At 71.8% G+C, this 25,868-nt stretch carries 24 protein-coding genes; 14 read left to right on the top strand and 10 right to left on the bottom strand.

Annotation, left to right across the window (positions count from 1 at the left end):
- Positions 1 to 99 precede the first annotated feature (99 nt).
- From Cs7R123_RS14395 to Cs7R123_RS14370, 6 genes are all read left to right on the top strand, one after another.
- Positions 100 to 1,374 carry an ABC transporter substrate-binding protein gene (locus Cs7R123_RS14395; protein WP_212826841.1) on the top strand — a complete coding sequence of 425 codons (1,275 nt, stop codon included), beginning with the start codon at positions 100 to 102 and terminating at the stop codon, positions 1,372 to 1,374.
- Positions 1,375 to 1,480: 106 nt separating this feature from the next.
- Positions 1,481 to 2,413 (top strand): carbohydrate ABC transporter permease, encoded by a 933-nt coding sequence (locus Cs7R123_RS14390; protein WP_244871829.1) that lies wholly within the window; start codon positions 1,481 to 1,483, stop codon positions 2,411 to 2,413.
- A complete protein-coding gene (locus tag Cs7R123_RS14385) occupies positions 2,410 to 3,342 on the top strand; it encodes a carbohydrate ABC transporter permease (RefSeq protein ID WP_212826839.1) in 933 nt (310 codons plus the stop codon). Before Cs7R123_RS14390 ends, Cs7R123_RS14385 begins: the two co-directional genes overlap by 4 nt.
- Positions 3,342 to 5,783, top strand: coding sequence for a glycoside hydrolase family 2 protein (locus Cs7R123_RS14380; RefSeq protein ID WP_244872003.1), 2,442 nt, complete (start codon positions 3,342 to 3,344; stop codon positions 5,781 to 5,783). The genes Cs7R123_RS14385 and Cs7R123_RS14380 overlap by 1 nt, the downstream gene beginning before the upstream one ends.
- A 28-nt stretch (positions 5,784 to 5,811) precedes the next feature.
- A complete protein-coding gene (locus Cs7R123_RS14375) occupies positions 5,812 to 7,791 on the top strand; it encodes a cellulase family glycosylhydrolase (RefSeq protein WP_212826838.1) in 1,980 nt (659 codons plus the stop codon).
- A gap of 121 nt (positions 7,792 to 7,912) precedes the next feature.
- Entirely contained in the window at positions 7,913 to 8,929 is a 1,017-nt protein-coding gene (locus Cs7R123_RS14370; protein WP_212826836.1) for a hypothetical protein, read from the top strand.
- Between the two features lie 217 nt (positions 8,930 to 9,146).
- Here Cs7R123_RS14370 and ribA read toward each other — a convergent pair whose 3' ends face one another.
- On the bottom strand, positions 9,147 to 9,767 hold the full coding sequence (gene ribA / locus Cs7R123_RS14365; protein WP_212826834.1) for a GTP cyclohydrolase II: 621 nt from the start codon (positions 9,765 to 9,767) through the stop codon (positions 9,147 to 9,149).
- A gap of 230 nt (positions 9,768 to 9,997) precedes the next feature.
- Between ribA and Cs7R123_RS14360 the strand changes: the two genes are divergently transcribed.
- From Cs7R123_RS14360 to Cs7R123_RS14350, 3 genes are all read left to right on the top strand, one after another.
- Positions 9,998 to 11,401 carry an MFS transporter gene (locus tag Cs7R123_RS14360; protein WP_212826825.1) on the top strand — a complete coding sequence of 468 codons (1,404 nt, stop codon included), beginning with the start codon at positions 9,998 to 10,000 and terminating at the stop codon, positions 11,399 to 11,401.
- Positions 11,398 to 12,864: an aminotransferase class V-fold PLP-dependent enzyme gene (locus Cs7R123_RS14355; protein ID WP_212826823.1), complete on the top strand. Its 1,467-nt coding sequence runs from the start codon at positions 11,398 to 11,400 to the stop codon at positions 12,862 to 12,864. The genes Cs7R123_RS14360 and Cs7R123_RS14355 overlap by 4 nt, the downstream gene beginning before the upstream one ends.
- 165 nt (positions 12,865 to 13,029) lie before the next feature.
- The gene (locus Cs7R123_RS14350; protein ID WP_212826820.1) at positions 13,030 to 13,680 is read left to right on the top strand and encodes an FMN-dependent NADH-azoreductase; all 651 of its coding nucleotides are present in this window, start codon (positions 13,030 to 13,032) and stop codon (positions 13,678 to 13,680) included.
- Between the two features lie 67 nt (positions 13,681 to 13,747).
- Here the strand turns inward: Cs7R123_RS14350 and Cs7R123_RS14345 are convergent, their stop codons facing one another.
- The 4 genes from Cs7R123_RS14345 to Cs7R123_RS14330 form a co-directional block, all read right to left on the bottom strand.
- A complete protein-coding gene (locus tag Cs7R123_RS14345) occupies positions 13,748 to 14,155 on the bottom strand; it encodes a PaaI family thioesterase (RefSeq protein ID WP_244871828.1) in 408 nt (135 codons plus the stop codon).
- A gap of 130 nt (positions 14,156 to 14,285) precedes the next feature.
- On the bottom strand, positions 14,286 to 14,783 hold the full coding sequence (locus Cs7R123_RS14340; protein WP_212826818.1) for a hypothetical protein: 498 nt from the start codon (positions 14,781 to 14,783) through the stop codon (positions 14,286 to 14,288).
- Positions 14,784 to 14,891: 108 nt separating this feature from the next.
- Positions 14,892 to 15,188: a GlsB/YeaQ/YmgE family stress response membrane protein gene (locus Cs7R123_RS14335; protein WP_212826816.1), complete on the bottom strand. Its 297-nt coding sequence runs from the start codon at positions 15,186 to 15,188 to the stop codon at positions 14,892 to 14,894.
- Between the two features lie 113 nt (positions 15,189 to 15,301).
- Positions 15,302 to 16,324 (bottom strand): lactonase family protein, encoded by a 1,023-nt coding sequence (locus Cs7R123_RS14330; protein WP_212826814.1) that lies wholly within the window; start codon positions 16,322 to 16,324, stop codon positions 15,302 to 15,304.
- Between the two features lie 136 nt (positions 16,325 to 16,460).
- Here Cs7R123_RS14330 and Cs7R123_RS14325 point away from each other — a divergent pair, with 136 nt between their 5' ends.
- Positions 16,461 to 18,023: an NAD(P)-binding domain-containing protein gene (locus tag Cs7R123_RS14325; protein WP_212826813.1), complete on the top strand. Its 1,563-nt coding sequence runs from the start codon at positions 16,461 to 16,463 to the stop codon at positions 18,021 to 18,023.
- 57 nt (positions 18,024 to 18,080) lie between these two features.
- Here Cs7R123_RS14325 and Cs7R123_RS14320 read toward each other — a convergent pair whose 3' ends face one another.
- The 3 genes from Cs7R123_RS14320 to Cs7R123_RS14310 all read right to left on the bottom strand — a co-directional run bounded on the left by Cs7R123_RS14320 (position 18,081) and on the right by Cs7R123_RS14310 (position 21,291).
- The gene (locus Cs7R123_RS14320) at positions 18,081 to 18,680 is read right to left on the bottom strand and encodes a nitroreductase family protein (RefSeq protein ID WP_212829170.1); all 600 of its coding nucleotides are present in this window, start codon (positions 18,678 to 18,680) and stop codon (positions 18,081 to 18,083) included.
- A 132-nt stretch (positions 18,681 to 18,812) separates the two neighbouring features.
- A complete protein-coding gene (locus Cs7R123_RS14315) occupies positions 18,813 to 19,916 on the bottom strand; it encodes a glutamate--cysteine ligase (protein WP_212826811.1) in 1,104 nt (367 codons plus the stop codon).
- 235 nt (positions 19,917 to 20,151) lie between these two features.
- Positions 20,152 to 21,291 (bottom strand): M20/M25/M40 family metallo-hydrolase, encoded by a 1,140-nt coding sequence (locus Cs7R123_RS14310; RefSeq protein ID WP_212826809.1) that lies wholly within the window; start codon positions 21,289 to 21,291, stop codon positions 20,152 to 20,154.
- A 191-nt stretch (positions 21,292 to 21,482) separates the two neighbouring features.
- On the opposite strand from Cs7R123_RS14310, the gene Cs7R123_RS14305 reads away from it, so the two are divergent.
- A complete protein-coding gene (locus Cs7R123_RS14305) occupies positions 21,483 to 22,031 on the top strand; it encodes a carboxymuconolactone decarboxylase family protein (protein WP_212829169.1) in 549 nt (182 codons plus the stop codon).
- Between the two features lie 32 nt (positions 22,032 to 22,063).
- Here the strand turns inward: Cs7R123_RS14305 and Cs7R123_RS14300 are convergent, their stop codons facing one another.
- Complete coding sequence (locus Cs7R123_RS14300) at positions 22,064 to 23,071, bottom strand: sensor histidine kinase KdpD (RefSeq protein ID WP_212826807.1); 1,008 nt, start codon at positions 23,069 to 23,071, stop codon at positions 22,064 to 22,066.
- Positions 23,064 to 23,768, bottom strand: a complete 705-nt coding sequence (locus tag Cs7R123_RS14295; protein WP_212826805.1) for a response regulator transcription factor — start codon at positions 23,766 to 23,768, stop codon at positions 23,064 to 23,066. Before Cs7R123_RS14295 ends, Cs7R123_RS14300 begins: the two co-directional genes overlap by 8 nt.
- A gap of 140 nt (positions 23,769 to 23,908) precedes the next feature.
- Between Cs7R123_RS14295 and Cs7R123_RS14290 the strand changes: the two genes are divergently transcribed.
- The 3 genes from Cs7R123_RS14290 (at position 23,909) to Cs7R123_RS14280 (ending at position 25,756) form a co-directional block, all read left to right on the top strand.
- Positions 23,909 to 24,484 carry a DM13 domain-containing protein gene (locus Cs7R123_RS14290; RefSeq protein WP_212826803.1) on the top strand — a complete coding sequence of 192 codons (576 nt, stop codon included), beginning with the start codon at positions 23,909 to 23,911 and terminating at the stop codon, positions 24,482 to 24,484.
- Positions 24,485 to 24,600: 116 nt separating this feature from the next.
- Positions 24,601 to 25,077 (top strand): hypothetical protein, encoded by a 477-nt coding sequence (locus tag Cs7R123_RS14285; RefSeq protein ID WP_212826802.1) that lies wholly within the window; start codon positions 24,601 to 24,603, stop codon positions 25,075 to 25,077.
- A gap of 193 nt (positions 25,078 to 25,270) precedes the next feature.
- Entirely contained in the window at positions 25,271 to 25,756 is a 486-nt protein-coding gene (locus tag Cs7R123_RS14280) for a GbsR/MarR family transcriptional regulator (RefSeq protein WP_212826800.1), read from the top strand.
- Positions 25,757 to 25,868 lie beyond the last annotated feature (112 nt).

Here is a 25,868-nt window from a genome sequence, read left to right as displayed (position 1 = left end):
TTGACACATCCGCACGGCCCTCGTAGCGTAGGGCCACTTATCCGGTTCAGTAGACGCTTCGCTATATATGGGAGCGCTCCAAATGGTACGGAGGATGCCATGCGACTGACCAGGTCCCGTTGGACCGCAGTCACCGCAGTCCTTGCCGTCGGCGCCGTTGTCCTCGCCGGGTGCAAGGGTGGCGACGACACCGAGAAGCCCGGCGGCACGGTCGAGCTGAAGATCGCCTTCTGGGGCGACTTCGGCCTCGACGAGCTCAAGGCCAGGTACGAAGCGTCACACCCGAACGTGAAGATCGTCCTCAACTCGGGCGAGTACAACGCGCAGCACGAGGACCTGCAGAAGAAGCTGATCGCGGGCTCGGGCGCGGCCGACATCGCCGCCATCGACGAGGGCTTCGTCGTCAGCTTCCGCAGCCAGGCCGACAAGTTCGTGAACCTGCTGGACAAGGGCGCGGGCAAGTACCAGGACAAGTACCTGCCCTGGAAGTGGAAGCAGTCGCTGTCGGCCGACGGCAAGACCCAGATCGGTCTGGGCACCGACGTCGGCGGCCTGGCCATGTGCTACCGCACCGACCTGTTCAAGGCCGCGGGCCTGCCCACCGAGCGCGACGCCGTCTCGGCGCTGTGGCCGACCTGGGACGAGTTCATCAAGGTGGGCCAGGGCTACACGGCCAAGTCGAAGAAGAAGTTCCTCGACAACGCCACCAACATGTTCAACCCGGTCCTGGGCCAGCAGCCGGTCGGCTTCTACGACGAGCAGGAAGCCCTGAAGATGGACGGCGGCCCGAAGGTCGCCTTCGACACCACCATGAAGGCCATCGACGCGGGCCTGTCGGCGAACCTGGCGGCCTGGTCGCCGGAGTGGAACGCGGGCTTCGTCAAGGGCGACTTCGCGGTGCTGGCCTGCCCGGCCTGGATGCAGGGCCACATCAAGAACACCGCGCCGGACACCTCCGGCAAGTGGGACGTGGCCGCGATCCCGGGCGGCGGCGGCAACTGGGGCGGCTCGTTCCTGACCATCCCGAAGCAGGGCAAGCACACCGTCGAGGCGTACGAGTTGCTGGAGTGGCTGATCCAGCCCGAGCAGCAGATCGAGATCTTCAAGAAGGTCGGCAACCTGCCCTCGCAGCCCGCGCTGTACAAGGACCCGGCGATCGCCGACTTCAAGAACCCGTTCTTCAGCAACGCCCCGGTCGGCCAGATCTTCAGCAAGACCGCTGAGGGCCTGACCCCGCAGTACCTGGGCAAGAAGAACGGCCCGACCCGCGTCGCGGTGGAGAACGTCATCAACTCCGTCCAGGCGGGCACGACCAAGTCGGCCGACGCCTGGGCCCAGGCGCTGAAGGAAGCCGAGAAGGCGGCCAAGGCCTGACCCGCGTCGCAGTCGGGATCTGAAGAGGTGGGCGTCTCCCTACGGCGTCCACCTCTTCGCCCGCGACCGCATCATATCGACCGATCTCGGTTAACTGGAGGTAATCGTGCGCGGGTTGTCGCACCGCCTGCACCGCTTCGACGTGCGGCAGATGCCGTACGTCCTCGTCGCTCCGTTCTTCATCCTCTTCGCGGTGTTCGGACTGTTCCCGCTGATCTTCAACGGGATCGTGGCCCTGCGTACGTGGCGGCTGGACGATCCGTCCCAGGACGGCTGGGCCGGGTTCGCCAACTTCCAGCGCCTGTTCACCGACGAGGACTTCTTCAACGCGCTGTTCAACACGTTCGGCATCTTCGTGCTGTCGACGGTGCCGCAGCTGTTCGCCGCGATGTGCGTCGCGCACCTGCTCAACCGCAAGCTCAAGGGCAAGATCTGGTTCCGGGTGAGCATGCTGCTGCCGTACATCACGCCGCTGACCGCGTCCACGCTGGTCTTCCTCGTGATCTTCTCGAAGAACAGCGGCGTGGCCAACTGGGTGCTGTCGCTGATCGGGCTGAACGACCCGAGTGACCCGCTGGACTGGCGGGCCGGGAAGGTCCAGTCCTGGATCGCCATCGCCACCATGGTCAACTGGAAGTGGATCGGCTACAACGCGCTGCTCTACCTGGCCGCGATGCAGACCATCCCGCGCGACATCTACGAGGCCGCGGCCCTGGACGGCGCCAGCGCCTGGAAGCAGCTGTGGCGGGTCACCGTGCCGATGATCCTGCCGGTCGTGATCTTCACGGTGGTGCTGTCCACCATCGGCGGGCTCCAGCTGTTCACCGAGCCGATGCTGTTCGAGTCCAACCCGGCCGCCGCCACCGGCGGCTCCAACGGCGAATGGCAGACCATCGCCCAGCTCATCTACAAGGTCGGCTGGAAGAACCTCAACCTGGGCTACGCCGCGGCGATGTCCTGGGCCCTGTTCCTGATCATCGTCCTCGTCGCCGGGCTCAACGCCCTGGTGGCGAACCGGCTCGGAGGAGGACGCCGATGACCGCGACCGTGGACCGGCAGCGCACCGCGCCGCCCGCCCCGCCCGCGCGGGTGCGCCGGGTCAAGCCGTCCCAGGTCGGGCGCGCCCCCCAGGACACCCCGGCGGGCGCCTGGACGTACGTCCTGCTCACCGTCTTCTTCCTGGTGTCGGCGTACCCGATCTACTGGATGTTCGTCATCGCGACCAGCACCGACGCCGCGCTGGCCGACATCCCGCCGAAGTTCCTGCCCGGCGGCAACCTGGGCACGAACCTGCGCGAGGTGTTCACCCTCGAAGACGTCTACTTCGCCGAGTCGCTGCTCAACAGCGTGATCGTGTCGACCCTGGTGACGCTGTCGATCCTGTTCTTCTGCTCGGTGGCCGGGTTCGCCTTCGCCAAGCTGCGGTTCAAGGGCCGCAACGCGCTCATGCTGGTCGTGATCCTGACCCTGACCGTGCCCAACCAGCTCGGCGTGGTCGCCCTGTACATCCTCATGGGCAAGCTGCCGGGTGAGGGCGGCTGGAACGGCAGCCTGCTCGCGGTCATCGTGCCGGGCCTGGTCAGCGCGTTCGGCGTGTTCTACATGCGGCAGTTCATCCTCGGCGCGGTGCCCGACGAGCTGATCGAGTCCGGGCGCGTCGACGGCGCCAGCACGATGCGCATCTACTGGAGCATCGTGCTGCCCGCGATCCGGCCCGCGCTGGCCGTGCTGGGCCTGCTCACCTTCGTCGGCACCTGGAACGACTTCCAGTGGCCGCTGATCACCCTCGGCGGCTCCGACTACCCCACCTCGATGGTGGCCCTGTTCGACCTGGCCAGCGGCAACTACGTGCTGTACCGCCGGGTGCTGGCGGGAGCGCTCGTCGCCACCCTGCCGTTGATAGTGATGTTGGCAGTCGGGGGCAGGCAGATCGTCCGCGGCATCATGGAGGGTGCGGTCAAATCGTGATGGCGACAGCAAGCAGCATGGTCCGGCTCCACCAGGGCTGGACCGTGTCCGCCCGGGACACCCCGGTCGAGGTCGACGGGGTTCCCGCGAGCGTGCCGGGGTGCGTGCACACCGACCTGCTCGCGGCCGGGCTGATCGAGGACCCGTACCTCGACGACAACGAGGACCGGCTCGGGTGGATCGGGCGCACCCGGTGGGAGTACCGGACGTCCTTCGAGTGGGCGGGGCCGGGCGACGACCGGATCGACCTGGTCTGCGCCGGACTGGACACGGTGGCCGCGATCGAGGTCAACGGCGTCGAGGTCGGCCGGACCGCGAACATGCACCGCGGCTACCGGTTCGACCTGCGCTCGGCCCTGGCGCACGGCCGCAACGACCTGAAGATCAGTTTCGATTCCGCGTACGACTACACCGCCGCGATGGCCCGCCAGGTCGGGAGCCGGCCGGGGGCGTACGACGAGCCGTACAACCTGATCCGCAAGATGGCCTGCAACTTCGGCTGGGACTGGGGCCCGACCGTGGTCACCGCCGGGATCTGGCAGCCGATCGCGCTGCACAGCTGGTCCACGGCCCGGCTGGGGCAGGTCCGCCCGCTGGTCACCGTCGAGGGCGACACCGGCCGGGTCGAGCTGCACGTCGAGGTCGAGCGGGCCGCCGCGGAGGTGCTGACCGTCAGCGCCGAGATCGGCGGGGTGAGCGCGACCGCGGTCATCCCGGCCGGGCAGATCACCGCCGTGCTGGAGATCGAGGTGCCGCAGGTGCGGCGCTGGTGGCCGCGCGGCCACGGCGAGCAGCCGCTCTACCCGCTGCGGGCGGTGCTGGCCACGGGCGGCGGCCGCGAGCTGGACCGCTGGGAGCGCCGGGTCGGCTTCCGCTCGGTCCGCCTGGACACCGCGCCCGACGGGCACGGCACGCCGTACACGGTGGTGGTCAACGACCGGCCCGTCTACGTCAAGGGCGTCAACTGGATCCCCGACGACGCGTTCGTCACCCGGATCACCCGGGAGCGCCTGGCCGAGCGCTTCGCCCAGGCCTGCGGCGCCAACGTCAACTACCTGCGGGTCTGGGGCGGCGGCCGCTACGAGTCGGAGGACTTCTACGAGCTCGCCGACGAGCTCGGGCTGCTGGTCGGGCAGGACTTCCTGTTCGCGTGCGCGGCATACCCGGAGGAGGAGCCGTTCGCGGCCGAGGTGGCGGCCGAGGCGCGCGAGCAGGTGGTGCGGCTGGCACCGCACCCGAGCCTGGTGACCTGGACCGGCAACAACGAGAACATCTGGGGCTTCGCCGACTGGGGCTGGCCGGAGCAGCTCAAGGGGCGCACCTGGGGCGACGGCTTCTACCACGGGCTGCTGCCGTCGGTGGTGGCCGAACTGGACCCGACGCGGCCGTACTGGCCGGGCAGCCCCTGGTCGGGCCGCGCCGACCTGCACCCCAACGACCCCGACCACGGCACCACCCACCTGTGGGAGGTGTGGAACCGGATCGACTACACGCACTACCGCGACAGCGTGCCGCGGTTCGTGGCCGAGTTCGGGTTCCAGGCGCCGCCCGCGTACGCCACGCTGCGCCGCGCCCTGCGCGACGAGCCGCTGGCCAGCGACTCACCCGGGATGCGGCACCACCAGAAGGCGATCGACGGCGATCTGAAGCTGCGCCGGGGCCTGGACGCGCACCTGCCGCTGCCCGCCGACTTCGCCGACTGGCACTACCTGACCCAGCTGAACCAGGCCCGCGCGATCAGCCTGGCGCTGGAGCACTTCCGCTCGCACACCCCGCACAACATGGGCGCGATCGTCTGGCAGCTCAACGACTGCTGGCCGGTCACGTCCTGGGCGGCCGTCGACGGCGACGGGCGGCGCAAACCGCTCTGGTACGCGCTGCGCCGCTCGTTCGCCCCCCGCCTGCTCACCATCCAGCCCCGCCCCGGCGGCCTGGTCCTGGTCGCGGTCAACGACACCGACCAGGACTGGACCGCCCCGGCCGCGGTGACCCGGCACGGCCTGGGCGGCGACGCCCTGGCCCGCGCCGAGGTCGTGCTGGACGTCCCGCCCCGCTCGGCCACCACCGTGCTGCTGCCCCCCGACGTCGCGACCAGCGGCGACCGGGCCGGGGAGCTGCTGCGGGCGGTCGTCGGCGACGAGAGCGCGCTGTGGTTCTTCGCCGAGGACCACGAGATCGAATACCCGCCGGCCCGGTTCGAGGCGAAGGTCGTGCGCAGCGGCACCGCGTACGAGGTGACCGTCACGGCCGGGACGATCCTGCGCGACCTCGTGCTCTTCCCCGACCGGCTCGACCCGGCGGCCCAGGTGGACCAGGCCCTGGTCACCCTGCTGCCGGGGGAGTCGGCGACGTTCACGGTGACCGGCGCCGAGCTCGGCGACCCGGCAGCGCTGGCCGCCCGGCCGGTGCTGCGCTGCGTCAACGACATCGCGCGCGTCTGACACCCATACCCCCTCAAGGAGCACGCACATGAACAGGAAGATCCTGGCGGCCGCCGCCGGGGCGCTGGTCCTGCTGCTCGGCACCGGTGGTGGCCCCGCCTACGCGGGCGGCGGCCACCACAGCGGGTTCGTGACCCGCAGCGGCAGCGATCTCAAGCTGGACGGGGCACCGTTCCACTTCGCGGGCAGCAACAACTACTACCTGATGTACTCGTCGCAGACGATGGTCGACGACGTCTTCGCCCGCGCGAAGGCGGCCGGGCAGACCGTGCTGCGCACCTGGGGCTGGCTCGACATCGGCGCCGCCGACGACACCGGCTCGGTCTCGGGCAAGAAGAACGGCGTCTACTTCCAGTACTGGGACGGCAGCAGGCCCGCCTACAACGACGGGCCGGACGGGTTGCAGCGGCTGGACTACGTGATCTGGAAGGCGGGGCAGAGCGGCGTCAAGCTGGTCATCCCGTTCACCAACAACTGGTCCGACTTCGGCGGCATGGACCAGTACGTCCGCTGGGCGGGCGCCGACAACCACGACGACTTCTACACCGACCCGGCCATCCGGGGCTGGTACCGCGACTGGATCACCCACCTGCTGACCAGGGTGAACCCGCTGACCGGGCTGGCCTACCGCGACGACCCGACGATCATGATGTGGGAGCTGGGCAACGAGCCGCGCTGCAAGGGCTCCGGGCTCTACCCGCAGTCGGCGCAGTGCACCCCGGCCACGGTCACCGCCTGGGCCGACGAGATGACCCGGCACGTCAAGAGCGTCGACCGGCGGCACCTGGCCGGGGTCGGCGACGAGGGCTTCTACTGCGACGACGCGGCCTCGGCGGACTGGACCGTGAACTGCGGCGAGGGCGTGGACTCCAACGCGCTCGCCCGGCTGGCGGCGGTGGACGTGGTGTCGTACCACCTGTACCCGGACGGCTGGGGGAACAGGACCGCGCAGTGGGGCACCGACTGGATCGCCCGGCACACGCGCGACGCCAAGCGGGCGGGCAAGCCGGTCATGGCCGGGGAGTTCGGCTGGCGCGACAAGGCCACCCGCAACCCGGTCTACCAGGCGTGGACCGCCGCGGCCTCGCGCGACGGCGGCGACGGGTTCCTGTACTGGATGCTCAACGGCGTCCAGGACGACGGCACCATGTACCCGGACTACGACGGGTTCACCGTGGCCTGCCCGAGCCCGGTGTGCCAGACCGTCACCAACGCCGGGAAGATCATCAGCTCGGGGGTGCGCACGTTCCCGCCGGTCGCCGACCACGACAGCGCGGTGGTGCCGTTCGGCACGGCCGCCGTGCTGAGCCCGGCGGCCAACGACATCGCGTACCAGACGCACGTGCGGGCCGACCGGATCGACCTCGACCCGGCCGCCGACGGGCGCCAGACCGGCCGGACCGTGCCCGGGGGCGTGTTCGCCCTGGACGCGGCCGGGGTGGTCACCTTCACGCCGGAGCAGGGGTGGAGCGGTAAGGCGACGATCTCGTACACGATCCGCGACACCGCCGCGCGGCTGTCCAACCCGGCCGACATCGCGGTGACCGTGCTGCCCGATCCGACCGCCGCGATCCCGCTCGCCTCGTTCGAGACCGGGGTGGACGGCTGGGCGCCGGGGAGCTGGCAGGCCAATGCGGGCACGCTGAGCCCGCAGACCGCGTTCGTCACCGACGGGGCGGCGGGGCTGCACGCCGACGCCGTGGACGGCGGCTGGTTCGGGGTGTCGTTCCCGGCGGCCGTCGACCTGTCGGGCAAGTCGTCCGTGAAGTACGACCTGCGTACGTACGCGGCCGGGACCTCCACCAGCATCGTGCTCCAGGCCGGGCCGTCCTGGACCTGGTGCCAGGGCCCGTTCAACTGGGTCAACCAGGACACCGCCCAGGCCGTGGTCGAAGTGGACCTGCACACCGGCCTGTCCTGCGACGCGAGCCTGCTCACCGAGGTGCACGCGATGTACGTCTGGATCAGCCCCGGCTCCTTCGACCTGGACCACGTCCGCGCCGAGTAGCCGCCCCGCATGACCGCTCCGAGCCGGGAGGGCGCCCGCCCTCCCGGCTCCGGACGGGACACCGGCGCGGTGGCGGCGGCGATAGGCTCCGCGACGTCAGGCGTCGATGCGGGGGGCGGTCTTGAGAAGATCGGCGGCGGTATCCGGAATCACCGCGCTGGTGCTGCTGGCGGGATGCGATCCCGCCCCGGCGCCCGATCGCGGCCAGGCGGCGGACCACCCCGCGGGCCAGGTGGTGGACGAATCCGGCAAGAAGGTCGCGAGCATCCTCTGGGCCGGGGACGGCAAGATCTACTACACCGTGGACGGCGGCAAGGTGCTGATGCGCGCCGCCACGTCCGCGCCGCCCGAGGAACTTCCGCTGCACCTGCCGCCGGAGTGCGCCGACGGCGTCTACGGCCTGGCCCAGGCGGCGGACGGCGGGCTGGCCGCGATGGCGAACTGCGGCTGGGACTTCGCGCACTCGGTGGAGAAGACCGAGCCGGTGGTCATCGATGTGGCCACGGGGTCGGGCCGGCTGCGCCAGGTGCCGCACTGGGCCGTCGACGTGCTGTGGGGCGGCGGCGGCCGCCCGGACTGGGTGCGCTACGGCGCCGAGGGCTGCCAGACGATGGTGCGGCTGCGCGGCGACCAGCCCGACCTGGGCACCGGGGAGTTCCAGCGGATCGCCCGGCCCGTGTGGCTGCCGGTGCTGGACGGCCGCGGCTACCTGTACTTCTTCGGCGGACGGCGAGACGGGTGCGACGCTGCGGCGAGCGACCCGTGGTCGCTGGTCGCGGTCGCGCCGGACGGGTCGTTCACGACGCTGGGCGAATTCCAGTACCCGACCGGCCTCGCCGCTGACGGCGGCGGACGGCTCGCGGTGGCGGCCGTCCGCGACGGGACCAGCGGCATCTGGGAGCTGCGGCCCGGCCAAGGGGCGTTCGAGTTGCGCCATGCCGGTGACTACTGCGGGCTCTCGTTCTCCCCGGACGGCGCCAGCCTGGCAGCGGCCGTACCGGAGCTGCACGCCTCGGTCCTGGTCCTGCCGATGAGGCCCGACGCGGCCGCCCCGGCCGCCCCGGTCGCGTCGCCCGCGAGCACGCCGGACAGCCGAAGCCCCCGCTGCGCGAGCGACCCCCGCCCGAACTTCGACTAGCCGCTGCTGAGCCGGACCGGCCGCTGCCGGGCGGGACCTGCCGCAGCCGGGCGCGGTCCGCCCGCCGCCGAGCCGGCACCGCCGCTGCTGGTCGCCAAGATCGCTGTCTGCGGTCTTTTCGTGGGCTCAAGGCGCAGGAAAAGACCGCGAACAGCGATCTTGGCGGCGCGAGCCGTCGCGCGGCGCCGCAGTACGCGTCGGGTGGCGCGGCAGGCGGTCAGGCCGCGATGGGGAGGGCGATGGTGTGGTGGGTGTGGGTGACCTTGGCGAGCAGGTAGCGGAGGTTGTCCGGGACGGCGTGGACGTCCGTCGGGACGACCTCGGCGACCTCGACGCCGTGCTCGCGCAGCTGGCTCGGCTTGTCCGGGTTGTTGGTGAGCAGGTCGATGCGGGACACGCCCAGCGCGGTCAGCATCCGGGCGGCGGCGGTGTAGTCGCGCTCGTCGTCGGCGAACCCCAGCGCGCGGTTCGCGGCGTACGTGTCGAGGCCGGTGTCCTGGAGGGCGTACGCGTCGAGTTTGGCGTAGAGGCCGATGCCCCGGCCCTCCTGGCGCAGGTAGAGCAGGTAGCCGCCGCGCTCGGCGATGCGCTGGACGGCCTCGCGCAGCTGGGGGCCGCAGTCGCAGCGGGCGGAGCCGAAGACGTCGCCGGTCATGCACTCCGAGTGGGCGCGCACCAGCGGCACCGCGGCGCCCCGGTGGTCGCCGAGGCCGAGCGCGATGTGCTCCTTGCCGTCGCCGAGCCCGGTGAAGGTGAAGACCTGCGCGTCGACGGCGTACCCGTCGGCGAAGTGCAGCGGCACGGTCACCTGCGTACGGATGCCCAGCTGTTCGGTCATGGCTCACCAGCTCCAGTGCTGTCGTGGCCGGGCCGCCGAGACTGCGGTCCGGTTCATGATGGTTGAAGGATCAAGAGGCCCGTCGCATTCCCGACTCGCGCGCGCGGGAATGTGACCTGTGCCGCGCAGGTGGGGGCGGCGGCGCGGTCCGGTGAACGCGGCGATAAAAGCGAAGAAGTCTCGCGGCCGCCCTTCCTGGGTGTGACCCGCGCCGCGTACCATCCGCCACCATGACCGTGTCCCCCTCACCGTCCCAGGTCAGCGCCCCCGCGCCGCTGTCCGGCGGCGTACGCGCCGGGTACTCCCTCGGCTCGCTGGCCACCGGCGCGTTCGGCACCGTGCCCGGCCTGCTGCTGCTGCCGTACCTCACCGACAATCTGGGCGTCGCCGCGGGCCTGGCCGGCCTGCTGGTGCTGGTGCCGAAGGCGTGGGACGTCCTGATCAACCCGCTGGCCGGGCGGATCTCCGACCGGACCACCTCGCGGTGGGGGGCGCGGCGGCCGTTCCTGCTGTTCGGCGGCCTGGGCGTGGCGGTGCTGTTCGCGCTGATGTTCGCCGCCCCGTTCGGCAGCGGCGCGGGCGCGTCGGCGTACGTCGCGGTCGCGTTCCTGGCCACGGCGACGGCGTACGCGTTCTTCCAGGTGCCGTACGTGGCGATGCCCGCCGAGATGACCGACGACTACACCGAGCGCACCCGCCTGATGACCTGGCGCGTGGCCGTGCTCGCGGTGGCGATCCTGGTCTCCGGCGCGGTGGCGCCGATCGTGGTGAACAGCACCGGCGGGGGCGTGCCGGGGCACCGCTGGATGGGCCTGTTCGTGGCCGTGCTGATCGTGGCCGGGTCGGTGGGCGCCTTCCTCGGCACCGCGAAGGCGCCGACCGGCCAGGTCACCGAGAGCGAGCCGTCGCTGCGCGCCCAGCTCGCGGTGGTACGCGCCAACCGCCCGTTCACCATCCTGCTGACCGTGTTCGTGGTCCAGTCGATCGGCGTGGCGACCATGCTGGCCGGGGTCAAGTACGTCGCCGACCACGTGCTGCACCGCCCCGACGACGGCCCGACGCTGCTGTTCGCCTGCTTCGTCGGCCCGGCGCTGCTGGTGATGCCGCTGTGGACCCGCCTCGGCGCCCGGCTGGGCAAGACCCGCGCCCTGGTGCTGGCCTCGGTGCTGCTCACCGGCGGGGCGCTGGCGCTGGTGGCGGCCGGGTCGGTGCCGCCCGCGGCGGCGTACGCGATCACGGGCGTGATCGGGGTCGGGTACGCCGGGCAGCAGGTCTTCGCGCTGGCGATGCTGCCCGACTGCGTGGCCTTCGACGCCGCCCGCACCGGCCGCCGCCAGGCGGGCGTGTTCACCGGCCTGTGGACGGCGGGGGAAACCCTGGGCCTGGCGCTCGGCCCCGGCCTGTACGCCCTGGTCCTCCAGCTGACCGGCTACGTCTCCTCCGACACCGGCACCGCCGTGGCGCAGACGGACACCGCGCGCCTGGGCGTGCTGCTCGGCTTCACCGTGGTGCCCGCGCTGCTGGTGGGACCGGTGGCCCTGCTGCTGCGCCGCTACGACCTGACCCCCGAGCGCCTGGCATCGGCGCAGCTCAACACCGACAGCAACCCCTCTACAGATAGTGTTCCCGCATGATCGACGCACTGCCGACCCACGGGGTCCCCGCCGACCAGGTGCTCGCCGAGCTGCGCGGGCTGCGCGCGGCCGACCTGCCCACCCACGGCGGCCGCCTGTTCGCCTACGTCTACGACCCGGCCCGCGCCGGGCTCGACGAGCTGGCCATGTCGGCGTACGCGCTGTCCGCCCATGTCAACGGCCTGGACCCGACCGCCTTCCCATCGCTGCTGGCCACTGAGAACGCGCTGGTCGCCGCCGCCGCCCGGGTGCTCGGCGCCGGTCCGGGCACGGCCGCGCCGGACGTGGTCGGCTCGGTGACCAGCGGCGGCACCGAGTCGCTGATCCTGGCGGTGAAGACCGCCCGCGACGCGCACCCGGAGATCGAGCACCCGCGCCTGGTCGTCCCGTCGACGGCGCACGCCGCGTTCGCCAAGGCGGCGCACTACCTGGGCGTCGCGCTGGACCTGGTGCCGGTGGACCCGGTGACGTGCACGCCCGACCCGGCCGCGGTCGCTGCCGCGATCACCCCGGACACGGTGCTGGTGGCCTGCTCGGCGCCGTCGTACGCGCACGGGGTGGTCGATCCGGTCGAGCAGATCGCGGCGATCGCCGAGCAGCGGGGCGTGCGCTGCCACGTGGACGCCTGCTTCGGCGGCTGGGCGCTGCCGTTCCTGCGCCGCATCGGGGTGGAGGTGCCCGCGTTCGACTTCGGCGTGCCCGGCGTGACCAGCATGTCGGTGGACCTGCACAAGTACGCGTACACCCCCAAGGGTGTGTCGGTGCTGCTGCACCGCGACGCGTCGCTGCGCCGGCCGCAGTACTTCGCCTTCGCGGACTGGCCCGGGTACACGATGATCAATCCGGTGATCTCGTCGACGCGTTCCGGCGGGCCGATCGCGGCGGCCTTCGCGACGCTGCGCCACCTGGGCGACGAGGGCTACCTGGAGCTGGCCCGGCAGACCCGCGCCGCGGTGGCCGGGCTGGCCGAGGCGGTGACCGCGACGAGCGGGCTGCGGCTGCTGACCCCGCCCGACTACACCGTGGTCTGCCTGACCTCCGACGACCCGGAGCTGGACCTGTTCGTGCTCGCCGACGAGCTGGCCGCGCGGGGCTGGCACACCCAGCCGCAGCTGCCGTTCGAGGGCATCCCGGCCAGCATCCACCTGACCGTGACCGCCTCGGTCGCGCCGCAGGTCGCGCAGTTCGGCCCGGCGCTGGCCGAGGCCGCGGCGGCGGCGCGGGTGCACGGCCCGGTCCGGCTGCCGCAGGAGCTGCTGGCGATGGCGGCGCATCTGCAACCCGACCAGCTCACCCCAGAGCTGGTCGGCGGGCTGGCCGAGAGCCTCGGCCTCGGCGCGGCCGAGCCGGGCGAGCAGGCGCGGCTGGCCGTGGTCAACACGGTGCTGGCCGCGGCCCCGCCCCGGCTGCGCGAGCGGCTGCTGGTCGAGTTCGTGGGGCTGCTGCAACGCCCGTCCTGGTGACGGTGCGCCGCTTATACACGATGCGGGCGCGACGGGCTGTCCCCCGGATTGCCCAGTCGCGCCCGACGATTCACCAATTGGTGCGCCATAAATTGACACTCGGCGTTTGAACAGGGGCGACGGCTCTACATTGGCCTTTTCGCCACTCCATTCAAGGGGCCGTAAGTGCGACTTCTCCACATCGTGGCAACACCTCGCGGCGAGCTGTCCCACTCGCTGCGGATAGCGAACGAGTTCATCGGTGCCGTCGCCGCGGGTGACAGCGCGGTAGAGGTCGACGTGCTCGACCTCTACCGCCAGGACCTGCCGGCGGTGGTGGGCGACAACATCGAGGCGAAGTACTCGCTGATGGTGGGGCAGCCGATCGACCGCGGTCACGCCGAGTCGTGGCGGCAGATCGAGTCGCTCATCGAGCACTTCCTCACCGCCGACGCGTACGTCGTCACCGCGCCGATGTGGAACTTCGGCATCCCGTACGCGCTGAAGTACTACATCGACTGCGTCGTGCAGCCCGGCTACCTCTTCCGGTACGACGAGACCGGCAGCGTCGTGCCGATGGTCACCGGCAAGAAGATGGTCTGCGTGACCTCGCGCGGCGCCGACTACTCGCCGGGCGGATACCTGCACCAGCTGGACTTCCAGGAGCCGTACCTGCGGACGGTGTTCGGGTTCGTCGGCATCACCGACGTCTCGTTCATCAACGCCCAGCCGATGGACATCACCCCCGACCTGCGCGAGTCGGCGCTGGCCGCGGCGCTGGCGCAGGCGCGGGAGCTGGGCGGCTCGTTCCTGCCCCGGACCGGCGTTCCGGCCTGATCCCTGCTGCGGCGCTCACACCTCCTGCGGTGTACGTACACCCTGGGAGGTGTGAGCGCGGGGACACCTACTTGCGCTGGAGCAGCATGCAGGTGAGGCGGGCGGTGCAGATGCGCTGGTCCTCGTCGTCGGTGATGACGATCTCGTACGTCACCACGCTGCCGCCCCGGTGCAGCGGGGTGGCCGTCCCGGTGACCAGGCCGCCGCGCGCCGCGCGGTGGTGGGTCGCGCTGATGTCCACCCCGACGGCGAACGGCCGCCCGATGGTCGCGCCGTGCAGGCTCGCCCCGATCGAGCCCAGCGTCTCGGCCAGCACGCACGAGGCGCCGCCGTGCAGCAGCCCGAACGGCTGGGTGTTGCCCTCGACCGGCATCGTGGCGACCAGCCGCTCCGGCGTCGCCTCCAGCAGCTTGATCCCGAGCCGGTCGGCCAGTGCCCCGTTCATGCCCGCGGCGGCGTCGAACTCCATCTCCATCCGCCGCACGGTACACGCCGCACCTGCACAGGGTTTCGGGGAAACCGCTGCTTCCGGGGGAGCGGAAGCGGCGATTTCCCCGACGTTTTCGAACAGATGCGGGAGGAGGGTACGGGGGTGGGGCGGCCGATCACGGAGCCGAGCCGCGGCGGTGGCCGAGCGTGGCCACGCCGACGATCCAGCCCACGAACAGGCCGTAGATGGCGCCGGTGCCCGCGGCCTGGAAGCCGCCGAGCAGGGACGCGTCCGAGCGGATGAACGCCGTCAGCAGCCCGGCCAGCGCACCGGCGAAGATGTAGCCGGACCAGCCTGCGATCAGCTGGCTGAAGGTGCCCCGTGCGGCGCCGAGCTGCGCGCCGGTGGTGAGGGCCAGGAAGAGCGCGGTGAAGACCACCACCAGGATCGCCTTGAGGTCGGCGGCCAGCACGTCCTGCACGGACTTGTCGGCGTCGAAGCTCCACGCCGGCCAGGCGAGCAGGTTCAGGAACCAGCCGCCCGCGGTGTTGGGGTCGGCGTTGTCGTGTGCCCAGTCCCGGTAGACCGGGCTGCCGAAGACCAGCACCAGGATCAGCGCGGCGATGACGCCCGCACCGGTCGCGGTGCGGTAACGCGAAGCAGTGAGTACCATGCCGCCCCGATAGCCGGGCCCGCCGATCGGTAAACTCCCCTGCCCAATGTGTACCTAAAGATGCTTCTTGCCCGGGCGCACAGCGGACGTGCGCCCGAGTCCGAGGGATCAGGGAGTGCGGCGCTGGGTCGGCGTGACGGCGGTGTGACGGCTCGCGCTCACCTTGGCGGCGATGTACACGAAGATCATTGCAAGGATCAGCTGGATGATGTGCCTGATCCAGTCGATGCCCCTGGTCTCCCCGACGCCCAGCCAGGTGGCGATGATGCCGCCGAGGGTGGCGGCCAGGATGCCCACCAGCACCGTGGTCAGCGCGGAGATGTTCTGCCGGCCGGGCAGCAGCAGGCGGCCCAGGTAGCCGACGATCGCGCCGCCGATGATGCCCCAGAGGATCGTGCCGATCATGTACGCCTCCCGTGATCATGCCTGCTCCTGGCCAGTATCGACCCGGTCCGGCGGCGTTCGGGGAGGTTCGCGAATAATCGTCCGGTCTCGGGCGGCTCGTGGACGGCGCCGGGTCAGCGCCGCGGCAGCAGCACGCAGGCGGGCCTTGCCACCTCGACCGCGGCACCGGTCGGCACCGGGATGCCCGTGTCCGGGTCCACCCGCAGCACCGTCACCGAGTCGCCGGTCTGGTTGGCCACGTAGATCAGGTCGTCGACCTGGGCGAAGTGGCGGGGCCACCGGCCGCCGGTCGGCACGTCGGCCAGCGCGGTCAGGCGCGTCCCGGCCACTGCGAACACGGTCAGGCAGTCCGGGCCCCGGTTGGCCAGGTAGACGAACCGGCCGTCCGCGGAGCACTCGATGTGGCTCGGATAGGTGCGCTCCTCCTCGGGCAGCTCCAGCGCCGCCGGGACCGCCGGACCGGGCCGCAGCACGCCGTCCGCGACGGTGCAGGCGACCACGGTCGCGTCCAGCTCGCCCGCGACGAACACGGCCCCGTCCGGGTGGGCGGCCAGCCAGCGCGGGCCCATCCCGGCCGCGAAGTCCGCGGCGCCCGCGCGGTGCAGCGCGCCGTCCACGACGGTGTACCGGACGACCTGGTCGATGCCGAGGTCGGTCACCCACAGGTCGCTGCCGAGCCACTGGGCCAGGTGCGCGTGCGGGGCCTCCTGCCGCTCGGGGTCGAGGCCGGAGCCGGTGTGCCGGACCAGGTCGCGCGGCTCCAGCGTTCCGTCGGCGGCGACCTCGAACAGCGCCACCGACCCGCCGCCGTAGTTGGCCACCGCCACCCAGCGGCCCGACGGGTCCACGCTCAGGTGGCACGGCTCGCCGCCGGTCGGGCGGGTGCCCAGGTGGGTCAGCGCGCCGTCGGGCGCCACCGCATAGGTGAGGACCTCCCCGGCGAACTCGCTGGCCGCGTACAGCCAGGGGCCGTTGGGGTGCCAGGCGAGGAAGGAGGCGTCGGCGGCGGGGGCGTCGCCGTGCGGCGCCGCGGTGAGCTCGCCGGTGGCCGCGTCGCGGTGCCAGCCGGTGATCCCGGGGACCCCGTCGTCGGTGTACGCGCCGATGTAGACGAGGTCGTGCCCGGTCGTCGCCATGCCCAGCAGTCTATTACGCCGCGGGGCGCCGTGATCGACCCGGTCGGAGCTGAGCCGATACCGTGCAACCCATTGACACATCGACATTCGCTGCGAAAGGTTTCCTTCGGACCGTGACACGTGTGGGGAGAAAGTCATGACCCAGATCCACCCGGTGGTGGGGCGCCATCGCTACCTCATCGTCGGCGCGGGCCCGGCGGGCCTGCAACTGAGCTACTACCTGCAGCAGCGCGGCTGCGACTACCTGACCCTGGAACGCGAGCCGCGGCCGGCGGCGTTCTTCCGCCGGTTCCCGCGGCACCGGCGCCTGATCTCCATCAACAAGGTGCACACCACCAGCACCGATCCGGAGATCCGGCTGCGCTGGGACTGGAACTCGCTGCTGCACGAACCGGCCGACCTGCCGTTTCCCAAGTACAGCGGCGAGTACTTCCCGCACGCCGACGACCTGGTGCGCTACCTGGAGGACTTCACCGAGCACCACCAGCTGCGGGTGCGCTACGACGCCGCGGTCGGCACCGTGGAGCGCGACGGCGACGGCTTCCTGGTCCACACCAACCGGGGGACGTACGCGGCCGAGTGCCTGATCATGGCGAGCGGCTGGCAGCGCCCGAACATGCCGCAGATCAAGGGCATCGAGCACGCCACCGGGTACGAGTCGATGGAGACCGACCCGGCGCACTACACCGACCACCGCGTGCTCATCCTCGGCAAGGGCAACTCGGCGTTCGAGACGGCCTCGTCGATGCTCGGCCACGCCGCGATGATCCACCTGGCCAGCCCGCGCCCGCTGCGGCTGGCCTGGAACACCAAGCACCCCGGCGACGTGCGCGGCCACCACGGCGCCGTGCTCGACAGCTACCAGTTCAAGACGCTGCACTCGGTGCTCGACTGCACCATCGACGAGATCGTGCCGCTGGACGGCGGCACGTTCGAGGTGCACCTGACCTACACCCACGCCGACGGCGAGACCGCGGTGATGGAGTACGAGTCGGTGCTGCGCTGCACCGGCTTCGCCATGGACACCTCCGTCTTCGGCGAGACCTGCCGCCCCGACCTGGTGCCCAGCGGCCGCATGCCCACCACCAAGGGCGACTGGCAGTCCACCAACGTGGACGGGCTCTACTTCGCGGGCACGCTGGCCCAGGACCGCGACTTCAAGAAGGCGTCCTCGGCCTTCATCGACGGCTTCCGGTACAACCTGCGCACCCTGGCCGCGCTGCTGTGCGAGCGGTACGAGCAGACGCCGCTGCCGTACGGCACCGCCGAGGCCGACCCGGCCGAGCTCACCGACCTGGTGCTGGACCGGGTCAACTGGAGTTCGGCGCTGTGGACCCAGTTCGAGTTCCTGGTCGACGCGCTCGTCGTGGACCAGGGCACCGGCGAGGTGCGCCACTACCTCGACCTGCCCGAGGACTACGCGATCGCCCGCTTCGCCGACGAGCCGCACTTCTACACGTTCGGCCTGCGCTGGGGCCGCGACGAGTACGGCGACGTCTTCGCCATCGAACGCCACCCGCAGCCCGACCGGGCCAGCGAGAGCGCCTTCATCCACCCGGTGATCCGGCGCTACCGCGGCACCACCCGGGTCGAGGAGCTCCACCTGCTGGAGGACCTGCTGGCCGAGTGGCGCCGCCCGGACCGGCACATCGAGCCCCTGCGCGCCTTCTTCGCCGAGCAGCTCCCCCTCAGGCCCTGAGGTGAGGAAGGGCACCCTCTTGCCGTATCGCCGGGCAAGGGGTGCCCCTTCCCGCCGTCAGAGGCGGACGAGCACCTCGGACAGGGGCTTGCGGGAGATGTCCGGCACGCGCACCTCGTCCGCGGGGTAGCCCACCGGCATCACCACGTACGCGCGCTCCTCCGGCGGCCGCTGGCACACCTCGTTGAGGAACTGCATCGGGCTGGGCGTGTGCGTCAGCGTCGCCAGCCCCGCCAGGTGCAACGACGTGATCATCATCCCGACGGCGATGCCCACCGACTCCTTGACGTAGTACGGCTTCGGCGAGTTCGGGCCCTTGTGCACCTCGAACACCACGATCACCGCCGGGGCCGTCTCCAGGAACGGCTTGCGCCAGTCGGTGCCCAGCGGCGCCAGCGCCTCCAGCCACTCGTCGGAGGCCCGCCGCCCGTAGAACGTGCGCTCCTCGATCTCGGCCGCCTCCCGCAGCCGCCGCTTGCGCTCCGGATCGGTGAGCACCACGAACCGCCACGGCTGCACGTTGGCGCCGCTGGGCGCGGTCGACGCCGCCCGGATCGCCTCCTCGATCACCGCGAACGGGACCGGGTCGGGGGAGAAGTCGCGGATGGAACGGCGGCTCGCCATCCGTTCGGCGTAGCCGGCCGCGGTGCGGACCATCGCGGCGGGGGACTTGCGGCGGACCGGTAACGGCACGGTCGCGATGCTGGTCATGGCATACCTCCCGAGGGGGTTGCGAACCAGCATCGCGTGCGCGCGGGTGGATCGTGTACTGCCAGAAAGCTCTTTACATCACGCTATGGTCTGCTCGGCAAGATAGTCGACCACGTCAGCCAGCCGGCCGTTCCGCCGCGCGGCGGCACGCTGCCGCTGGGCGCCGATGCCGCCGTGCCGCAGCGACGCCAGCCATCCCGCCACCGCCCCGGCGTCGCCGTTGGCGTCGAGCACAGGCCCGATCTCGTCCACCATCCGGTCGAGCAGCGCGAACGCGGGCGTCAGCACGCCGGTGCGCAGGTCGACCCCGTCCCCGCACAGCCCGTCGCGGGCCGCCCGCCAGTACGCGGTGCGCATCAGCTCGCCGGGGATCTGCGGGCTCGCCTCGCCCGCGTCCAGCCGCGCCGACAGGTGCGCCACCAGGGCGCGGACGAGCGCGGCGTACAGCGCGGACTCCTCGGCCGTGATCGGCACGTCGGCGACCCGCACCTCCAGGGTCGGATGGCTGGCCGAGGGGCGCACGTCCCAGAACACGGTGCCCCGGTCCACCAGCGCCCCGGCGGCCAGCAGCGTGCCCACCACCTCGTCGTAGTGCTCGGCCGAGGCGAACTCCGGCGGCGGCCCGGCGACCGGCCAGCGCGGCCAGGTCATGGTGCGCCAGCTGGCATACCCCGAGTCGCGGCCGTCCCAGTACGGCGAGTTGGCCGTCAGCGTCAGCAGCACCGGCAGGTACGGCCGCAGCAGGTTGCTCACCCGCACCGCGTGGTCGCGGTCGGGCATTTCGACGTGCACGTGCAGGGCGCAGATGGCCAGCTCGTCGTGCAGGCCCCGGAACGTCTGCTGGCCGAGGGTCTGCCGGGGGCCCTGCGTCATCGGGGGCGGCACCGCGGCGCCGAGCACCGGGGAGCCGGAGGCGATGAGCCGTACCCCCAGCTCGTGGGCTTGCTTGCCGACCTCCGTGCGCGCCTCGCGCAGCTGTGCCAGCACCTCGGCCGCGCTCGTGCACGGATGGGTGCGGGTCTCCAGCTGCCAGGTGGTGATCTCGCCCGAGACGCGGCCGTCCAGCCGGGGCTTGGCGGCGTCGATCAGCTCCTGAGCCCGGGGCACCGGGGCTCTGGTCTGCGCGTCGACGACGAGGAACTCCTCCTCCACGCCGAACCGTGGTGCGTTGCCTGTGCCCATGCGGCCTTGCCTCCCGCTCGCTGCCTTCCGGCCGCGACCCCCACGACCAGCGCGAGCCTAACCGCGCCACCCCCTCCCGCACCAATATGGACGGTCTCGCCGCGCCGGGCCGCGGGCCATCCGCCGACGGGAGGGTGCGGTTTCGGGGAAAGTGCTGGAATCTCTGCCAAGATTCGTGCACTTTCCCCGAAACCGCAGCTCGGACCGCGCGGGGCGCGGGGCGGGGGGGAGGAGATCAGGGGCGGGGGTGGCGGGCGGGGGCGGTGAGGACGCGGTCGATCAGGGTGGCCAGGAGAGCGGTGCGGGGGGCGAGCTGGGTGACGTCGATCCACTCGGTGCGGCTGTGCGAGCCGCCGCCGACGCCGCCCAGGCCGTCGAGGGTGGCCACCCCGAGCGAGCCGGTGAAGTTGGCGTCCGAGGCGCCCGGGGCCCAGGCGCCCTCCGGCTCGGGCTGGCCCAGCGCGCGCGCCGCCTCCTGCGCCAGTTTCAGCAGCGGCATGGCCACCTCGGGCTGGAGCGGGTACCGGTTGACACCGCCGCCGACGGTCAGCACCGCGTCGGGCAGCCGGGGCGTGACCGCGTGCATCATCCGGTCGACCCGGTCCAGCTCGGCGGAGGTCCACGCGCGCACGTCCACCGCCAGCAGCGCGCTCTCCGGCACCACGTTGGTCATCGTGCCCGCGCTGAGCACGGTCGGGGTCACCGTGGTCCCCTCGCCGGCCAGCGCCTGCACCGCCAGCACCTGGTGCGCCAGCTCGATCGCGGCGTTGACGCCCCGGTGCGGCTCCACCCCGGCGTGCGCGGCCCGGCCCTTGACCAGGATCCGGTACACCGAGCCGCCCTTGCGGGCGATCTTGAGGGCGCCGGTCTCGGTGCTCGGCTCGGCGACCAGCACCGAGCGCGACCGGCCGGCCTGCTCCTCGATCAGGGGGCGCGAGGTCGGCGACCCGCTCTCCTCGTCGCAGGTCAGCAGGAGGCCGACCGACGAGGTGTCGTCGAGCAGCTCCAGCGCGGTCAGCTGCTGCACGATCCCGGACTTCATGTCGCACACGCCGGGGCCGCTGGCGATGTCGCCGGTCACCGAGTACGGCCACTCGTCCACCGTCCCGGCCGGCCACACCGTGTCGTAGTGGCCCAGCAGCAGCACCCGCTGGTCGGTGGCGGGCCAGAGCAGGTGCGGCAGCCCGTCCACGATGATCCGCCGCGCCGGGCGGCCCAGGACGGCGGTGCCCCATTCCTCCAGCAGGTCCGCGCAGCGGGCCAGCCGCACCGTGTCGCCGGGTGGGGACTCCAGCGACACCAGCTCGCGGAGCCGGTCGTGCAGCAGTTGCGTCCGGGCTTGTGCCCCATGGCGTATCGCATCGGCATCGGTCACCGGAAAAGCGTCGCACCGGGCGATACCGGCCAGCCATACGCAACCGTGCGCCCCGGCGTACGCGCTGGTGGCGGCCCCGCTGACGGCACCCGGGGAGAAGTGGGGCCGTACAGCGCACGATCGAAGAAGACAGATGTGCCGACGATCGGGCAGGATGGTAGGGTCGACCGTCGAATTAGGAGGGTGACGTCATCGCACACATCGACCTGGGCGTGGACGAGACGCAGGTGCCAGGCATCAGCGGCCCGATGCGCTACCGACCGGAGACCGCCGCTCCGCTCAACGCCCTGGCCGAAGCGCTGCTTCGGACGCCCCACCCGACGCTGACCCAGGGCGAGCGCGAGCTGATCGCCGCGTACGTCTCCGGGCTCAACGACTGCAACTTCTGCTGCTCCTCGCACTCGGCGTTCGCGGCCGCCTGGCTGCCCGAGGGCATGGAGCTGGTGCGCCAGGTGCGCACCGACCTGGCTGCGGCCCCGATCAGCGCCAAGCTGCGCGCCCTGCTGAACATCGCCGGTGCGGTGCAGGTCAGCGGCCGCAAGGTGTCCACCGAGCTGATCGACGCGGCCAAGGCGGAGGGCGCCACGGATCTGGAGATCCACGACAGCGTCCTCATCGCCGCCGCGTTCTGCATGTACAACCGGTACGTCGACGGTCTGGGCACCTTCGCCCCGGACGATCCGGCCGCGTACGAGCAGGCCGCCAAACGGATCGTCGAGGTCGGTTACGTCGGTTTCTGAGCCCGGCCGGGGTGGTCCCGCACCCCACCGGTCTACGCGGGCAGCCTGACTTCGAATCGGCAGCCCCCGGCCACGTTGCGCACCTCGACGCGGCCGCCGTGCGCCTCCACCAGACCACGCACGATGGCCAGGCCGAGTCCCCCGCCGGCAGTGTCGCCGGCGGGGGTCCGCGCCTTCGCGCCGCGGAACGCCACGTCGAACACCCGGGGCAGGTCCCCGTCGGCGATCCCGCCGCAGGTGTCGGCCACCGCCAGCCAGCCGCCCTCGGCGTCGCGGCCGCCGGTGACGGTCACCGTCCCATCCGACGGGCTGTAGCGGATCGCGTTGAGCAGCAGGTTCGCCACGATCCGGGACAGCTCCGGCTCGCTGGCCCGCACCAGCGGCCAGTTGCCGGGCTCGGTCACCAGCCGGACCCGCCGCGCCGCGGCCAGCGGCGCCGCCGCGGCGACCGCGTCGGAGACCACGTCGCCCAGCGGCACGTCCACCGGGGACAGCCGCAGCGCCCCGGCGTTGATCCGCGACAGCTCGAACAGGTCGTCGACCAGCGCGGCCATACGGTCGGTGCCGGTGCGGATGCGCCGGTGATACTCGGCGACCGTCGCCGGGTCGCTGACCACCCCGTCCTCCAGCGCCTCGGCCATCGCGCGCATGCCCGCCAGGGGGGTGCGCAGATCGTGCGACACCCAGGCCACCAGGTCCCGGCGGCTCGCCTCGACCTGGCGCTCGTGGGCGCGGGCGTCCTCGGCCCACATCGCCGAGCGGGCCAGCCGCCGCCCGAGCCACCAGCCGATGGCCAGGCTGACCAGCCCCGACAGCGGGACCACGACGAGCAGCACGGTCAGGTCGTGCGGCGAGATGAACATGCCCCCGGCCACCGCGAACACTCCGGCCAGCATCGCCAGCACGGTCACCGCCAGCAGCACGCAGATGTTGAGCGTGATCGAGCGCCGGTGCAGCAGCCGCAGCAGCAGCGCGCCGGGCAGCCACACCACGGCCGCGCCGCCGAGCGCCGCGAGCAGGATCAGCAGCAGGTCACGCACCGCCGCCGCCCACCGGCTCGTAGCGGTAGCCCACACCCCACACCGTCTGGATGCGCCGGGGCGCGGCCGGGTCGCGCTCGATCTTCTCCCGCAGCCGCCGCACGTGCACGGTGACGGTGGACTGGTCGCCGAAGGTCCAGCCCCAGACCGACTCCAGCAGCCGGTCCCGGCGCAGGGCGACGCCGGGATGCGACATCAGGAAGACCAGCAGGTCGAACTCGCGTACCGTCAGCGCCAGCTCCTGCCCGTCCAGCCGCGCGATCCGCGCGACCGGGTCGACCCACAGGTCGCCGTCGGCGAGTAACGGTGCAGGGTTCGGCGGCGGGGCGGCGCGGCGCAGCACCGAGCGGGCCCGCAGCACCAGCTCGCGCGGCGAGAACGGCTTGGTCACGTAGTCGTCGGCGCCGAGCTCCAGGCCGAGCACCCGGTCGGTCTCCTCGCCGAGCGCGGTCAGCATGATGACCGGCACCGGCGGCCCGCCGTCGGCGCGCATCCGGCGGCACACCTCCAGCCCGTCCACGCCCGGCAGCATCAGGTCGAGGATAACCAGGTCGGGCCGGTGCCCGGCGTACGCGGCGAGCGCGGCCGGGCCGTCGGCGGCCAGCTCCACCTCGAACTCGGCGCGCTCCAGGTAGCGGCGCACCACGTCGCTGACGGTCGGGTCGTCGTCGACGACGAGCACGCGGGTGGTGGCCATAGCGCGAGCGTACGGCGCGATCGGCCCGGGTGGCCCCTGTCCGCCGCCGACCAGACCCTTACGATCCGCGAACGCGGCGATCCGCCGGGCCCGGTTCCGGGCTAGCGTCGTCACCGAGGGGGAGGACTGAGATGGGGCCGATGAGGCAGTTGCTGCGCAGGCCGGTGTACCGGGTGCTGGCCGGGGTGGTGGTGCTGGCGCTCGCGTTCGGGCTGTACTGGTTCGCGCCCTGGAAGCTGTTCACCGGCAAGACCGTGAACGACGCCGTGCCCGAGGCGGTCTACGCCAGCGGCGTGCCGCTGCCGCACGTCACCGACTCGCCGTCGCCGCCGCCGGTGCCCGGCCAGGACCCGCACAAGACGGTCGCCGTGGTGGTGGCCCAGGGCGAGCTGGTGTCGCACGAGCACCCCAGCAAGGGCTACGTCGAGCTGGTGTGGCTGCCCAACGGGCGCTACCAGGTCATCCTTCGCGACCTGGGCACCTCCGACGGGCCGGACCTGCACGTGTGGCTCACCGACCAGCCGGTCAAGCCGGGCCAGGACGGCTGGCGCGTCTTCGACGACGGCAAGCACACCGACCTGGGCAAGCTCAAGGGCACCCGGGGCACCCAGGTCTACGACGTGCCCAAGGGCGTGGATCCGAAGAAGATGCGCAGCGTGACCATCTGGTGCGAGCGCTTCTCGGTCTCGTTCGCCGCCGCGCCGTTGCAGTTCTGAAGAACCGGGGTCACCGGCGGCGGTGATCCGCCGTCCCGGTTGAGGATGGTTGCGACGGAAACGATATGGTATAGCCGCATCGACATATGCGAGTTGTGCAGCCTATCGTTTCTACCATGGCGAAAGCACGTACGGTGACCGGGCTCGGGATCATCGCCACCGCGGCGCTGGTCGTCGTGTTCGGCAACCAGCCCTTCGTGGAGTGGGTGCACAACCACACCAGTGCCAGCAGTGCGTGGGGCTGGTTCCTGCGCATTCTGACCTGGCCGCAGTGGGCGTTCGGGCCGGTCGACGGCTCCAGCAGGGCGATGCGCCAACTGCTGGCCAACGACCTCCGGGCGCTGCTGCTCATCCTGTTCGTGGCACTGATCCTCGGCGTGGTCGCCAAGGCCGTCAGCGGCGGCACGGCAGGATTCTTCCTCGGCTGGTCCGCGCTGATCTTCGCGTCGGCGCTGGCGGCGTTCCTCACCTCCTTCATCATCGCCAACCCGACCCTGGTGGGCGCGTTCGAGACCGCGGCCGGCGGCTCTGCGTACGGCCTGTTCGCGGGCTGGATCGTCGGCGCGGTCACCGCCACCGCCAAAGCCGCCTGACCGGAGCAAGGGCACCTTCTCGTCGGTTTCCGAGGTAGAGGGTGCCCTTCTTCACCGCCACTGCTTTCCGAAGGCCCGGTACCCGCTCGGACCGGGCCTTCGCCGCGTCCGCGCCAGGCGGGACCGCCCGCTACCTGGCAGTTCGATCTTCACGAAGTCATTGACACACGAAATCTTGTTATGATCGCTCACGATGAGCGACGACGTGACGCGGGACGAAGAGGGTGTGCGCCGCTCGGTGGAGCAGATGGCGATGATGCTCGCCGACATGGGCTTCCCCCGGATGGCCTCGCGGGTGCTGCTGACCATGATGGGCGCCGAGGAGACCTCGCTGAGCGCGGGCGACCTGGCCGACCGGCTCGCGGTGAGCCCCGCCGCGATCTCCGGCGCGGTCAAGTACCTGATGCACCTGGGCTTCGTCGTACGCGAACCCGTGCCCGGCTCGCGGCGCGACTTCTACCGCCTGCCCGCCGAGCCCTGGTACGGCGTCACCATGGCCAAGCGCAGCTTCTACGGCTACTTCTCCGACGAGGCCGACAAGGTCATCGTGGCGGCGGGCGGCGAGGGCACCGCGGCCGGGACCCGGGTGGCCGACATGCGCGACTTCTTCCGCTTCGTCGAGGACGAACTCGGCACCGCCCTGCAACGCTGGCAGGAACAGCGCATGCGCGAGCGCTGACCGGCGGCACCCACCACGCCCCGCCTCCCGCTCCCGCGACCGCCCACGCGCCGTCTCCCGCTCGCGACCGTCTCCCGCCCGCGCGCCGTCTCCCGCTCGCCCGCCGTCGTCC

This window comes from Catellatospora sp. TT07R-123, assembly GCF_018327705.1.
Classification (GTDB): domain Bacteria; phylum Actinomycetota; class Actinomycetes; order Mycobacteriales; family Micromonosporaceae; genus Catellatospora.
This window is presented reverse-complemented; position numbering and strand designations above follow the sequence as displayed.

Coding starts and splice junctions, on each gene's coding strand:
- Cs7R123_RS14395 (WP_212826841.1), top strand. CDS start 100: ATGCGACTGACCAGGTCCCGTTGGACCGCAGTCACCGCAGTCCTTGCC.
- Cs7R123_RS14385 (WP_212826839.1), top strand. CDS start 2,410: ATGACCGCGACCGTGGACCGGCAGCGCACCGCGCCGCCCGCCCCGCCC.
- Cs7R123_RS14380 (WP_244872003.1), top strand. CDS start 3,342: ATGGCGACAGCAAGCAGCATGGTCCGGCTCCACCAGGGCTGGACCGTG.
- Cs7R123_RS14375 (WP_212826838.1), top strand. CDS start 5,812: ATGAACAGGAAGATCCTGGCGGCCGCCGCCGGGGCGCTGGTCCTGCTG.
- ribA (WP_212826834.1), bottom strand. CDS start 9,767: ATGACCGAACAGCTGGGCATCCGTACGCAGGTGACCGTGCCGCTGCAC.
- Cs7R123_RS14360 (WP_212826825.1), top strand. CDS start 9,998: ATGACCGTGTCCCCCTCACCGTCCCAGGTCAGCGCCCCCGCGCCGCTG.
- Cs7R123_RS14355 (WP_212826823.1), top strand. CDS start 11,398: ATGATCGACGCACTGCCGACCCACGGGGTCCCCGCCGACCAGGTGCTC.
- Cs7R123_RS14345 (WP_244871828.1), bottom strand. CDS start 14,155: ATGGAGATGGAGTTCGACGCCGCCGCGGGCATGAACGGGGCACTGGCC.
- Cs7R123_RS14340 (WP_212826818.1), bottom strand. CDS start 14,783: ATGGTACTCACTGCTTCGCGTTACCGCACCGCGACCGGTGCGGGCGTC.
- Cs7R123_RS14335 (WP_212826816.1), bottom strand. CDS start 15,188: ATGATCGGCACGATCCTCTGGGGCATCATCGGCGGCGCGATCGTCGGC.
- Cs7R123_RS14330 (WP_212826814.1), bottom strand. CDS start 16,324: ATGGCGACGACCGGGCACGACCTCGTCTACATCGGCGCGTACACCGAC.
- Cs7R123_RS14325 (WP_212826813.1), top strand. CDS start 16,461: ATGACCCAGATCCACCCGGTGGTGGGGCGCCATCGCTACCTCATCGTC.
- Cs7R123_RS14320 (WP_212829170.1), bottom strand. CDS start 18,680: ATGGTCCGCACCGCGGCCGGCTACGCCGAACGGATGGCGAGCCGCCGT.
- Cs7R123_RS14315 (WP_212826811.1), bottom strand. CDS start 19,916: ATGGGCACAGGCAACGCACCACGGTTCGGCGTGGAGGAGGAGTTCCTC.
- Cs7R123_RS14295 (WP_212826805.1), bottom strand. CDS start 23,768: ATGGCCACCACCCGCGTGCTCGTCGTCGACGACGACCCGACCGTCAGC.
- Cs7R123_RS14290 (WP_212826803.1), top strand. CDS start 23,909: ATGAGGCAGTTGCTGCGCAGGCCGGTGTACCGGGTGCTGGCCGGGGTG.
- Cs7R123_RS14285 (WP_212826802.1), top strand. CDS start 24,601: ATGGCGAAAGCACGTACGGTGACCGGGCTCGGGATCATCGCCACCGCG.
- Cs7R123_RS14280 (WP_212826800.1), top strand. CDS start 25,271: ATGAGCGACGACGTGACGCGGGACGAAGAGGGTGTGCGCCGCTCGGTG.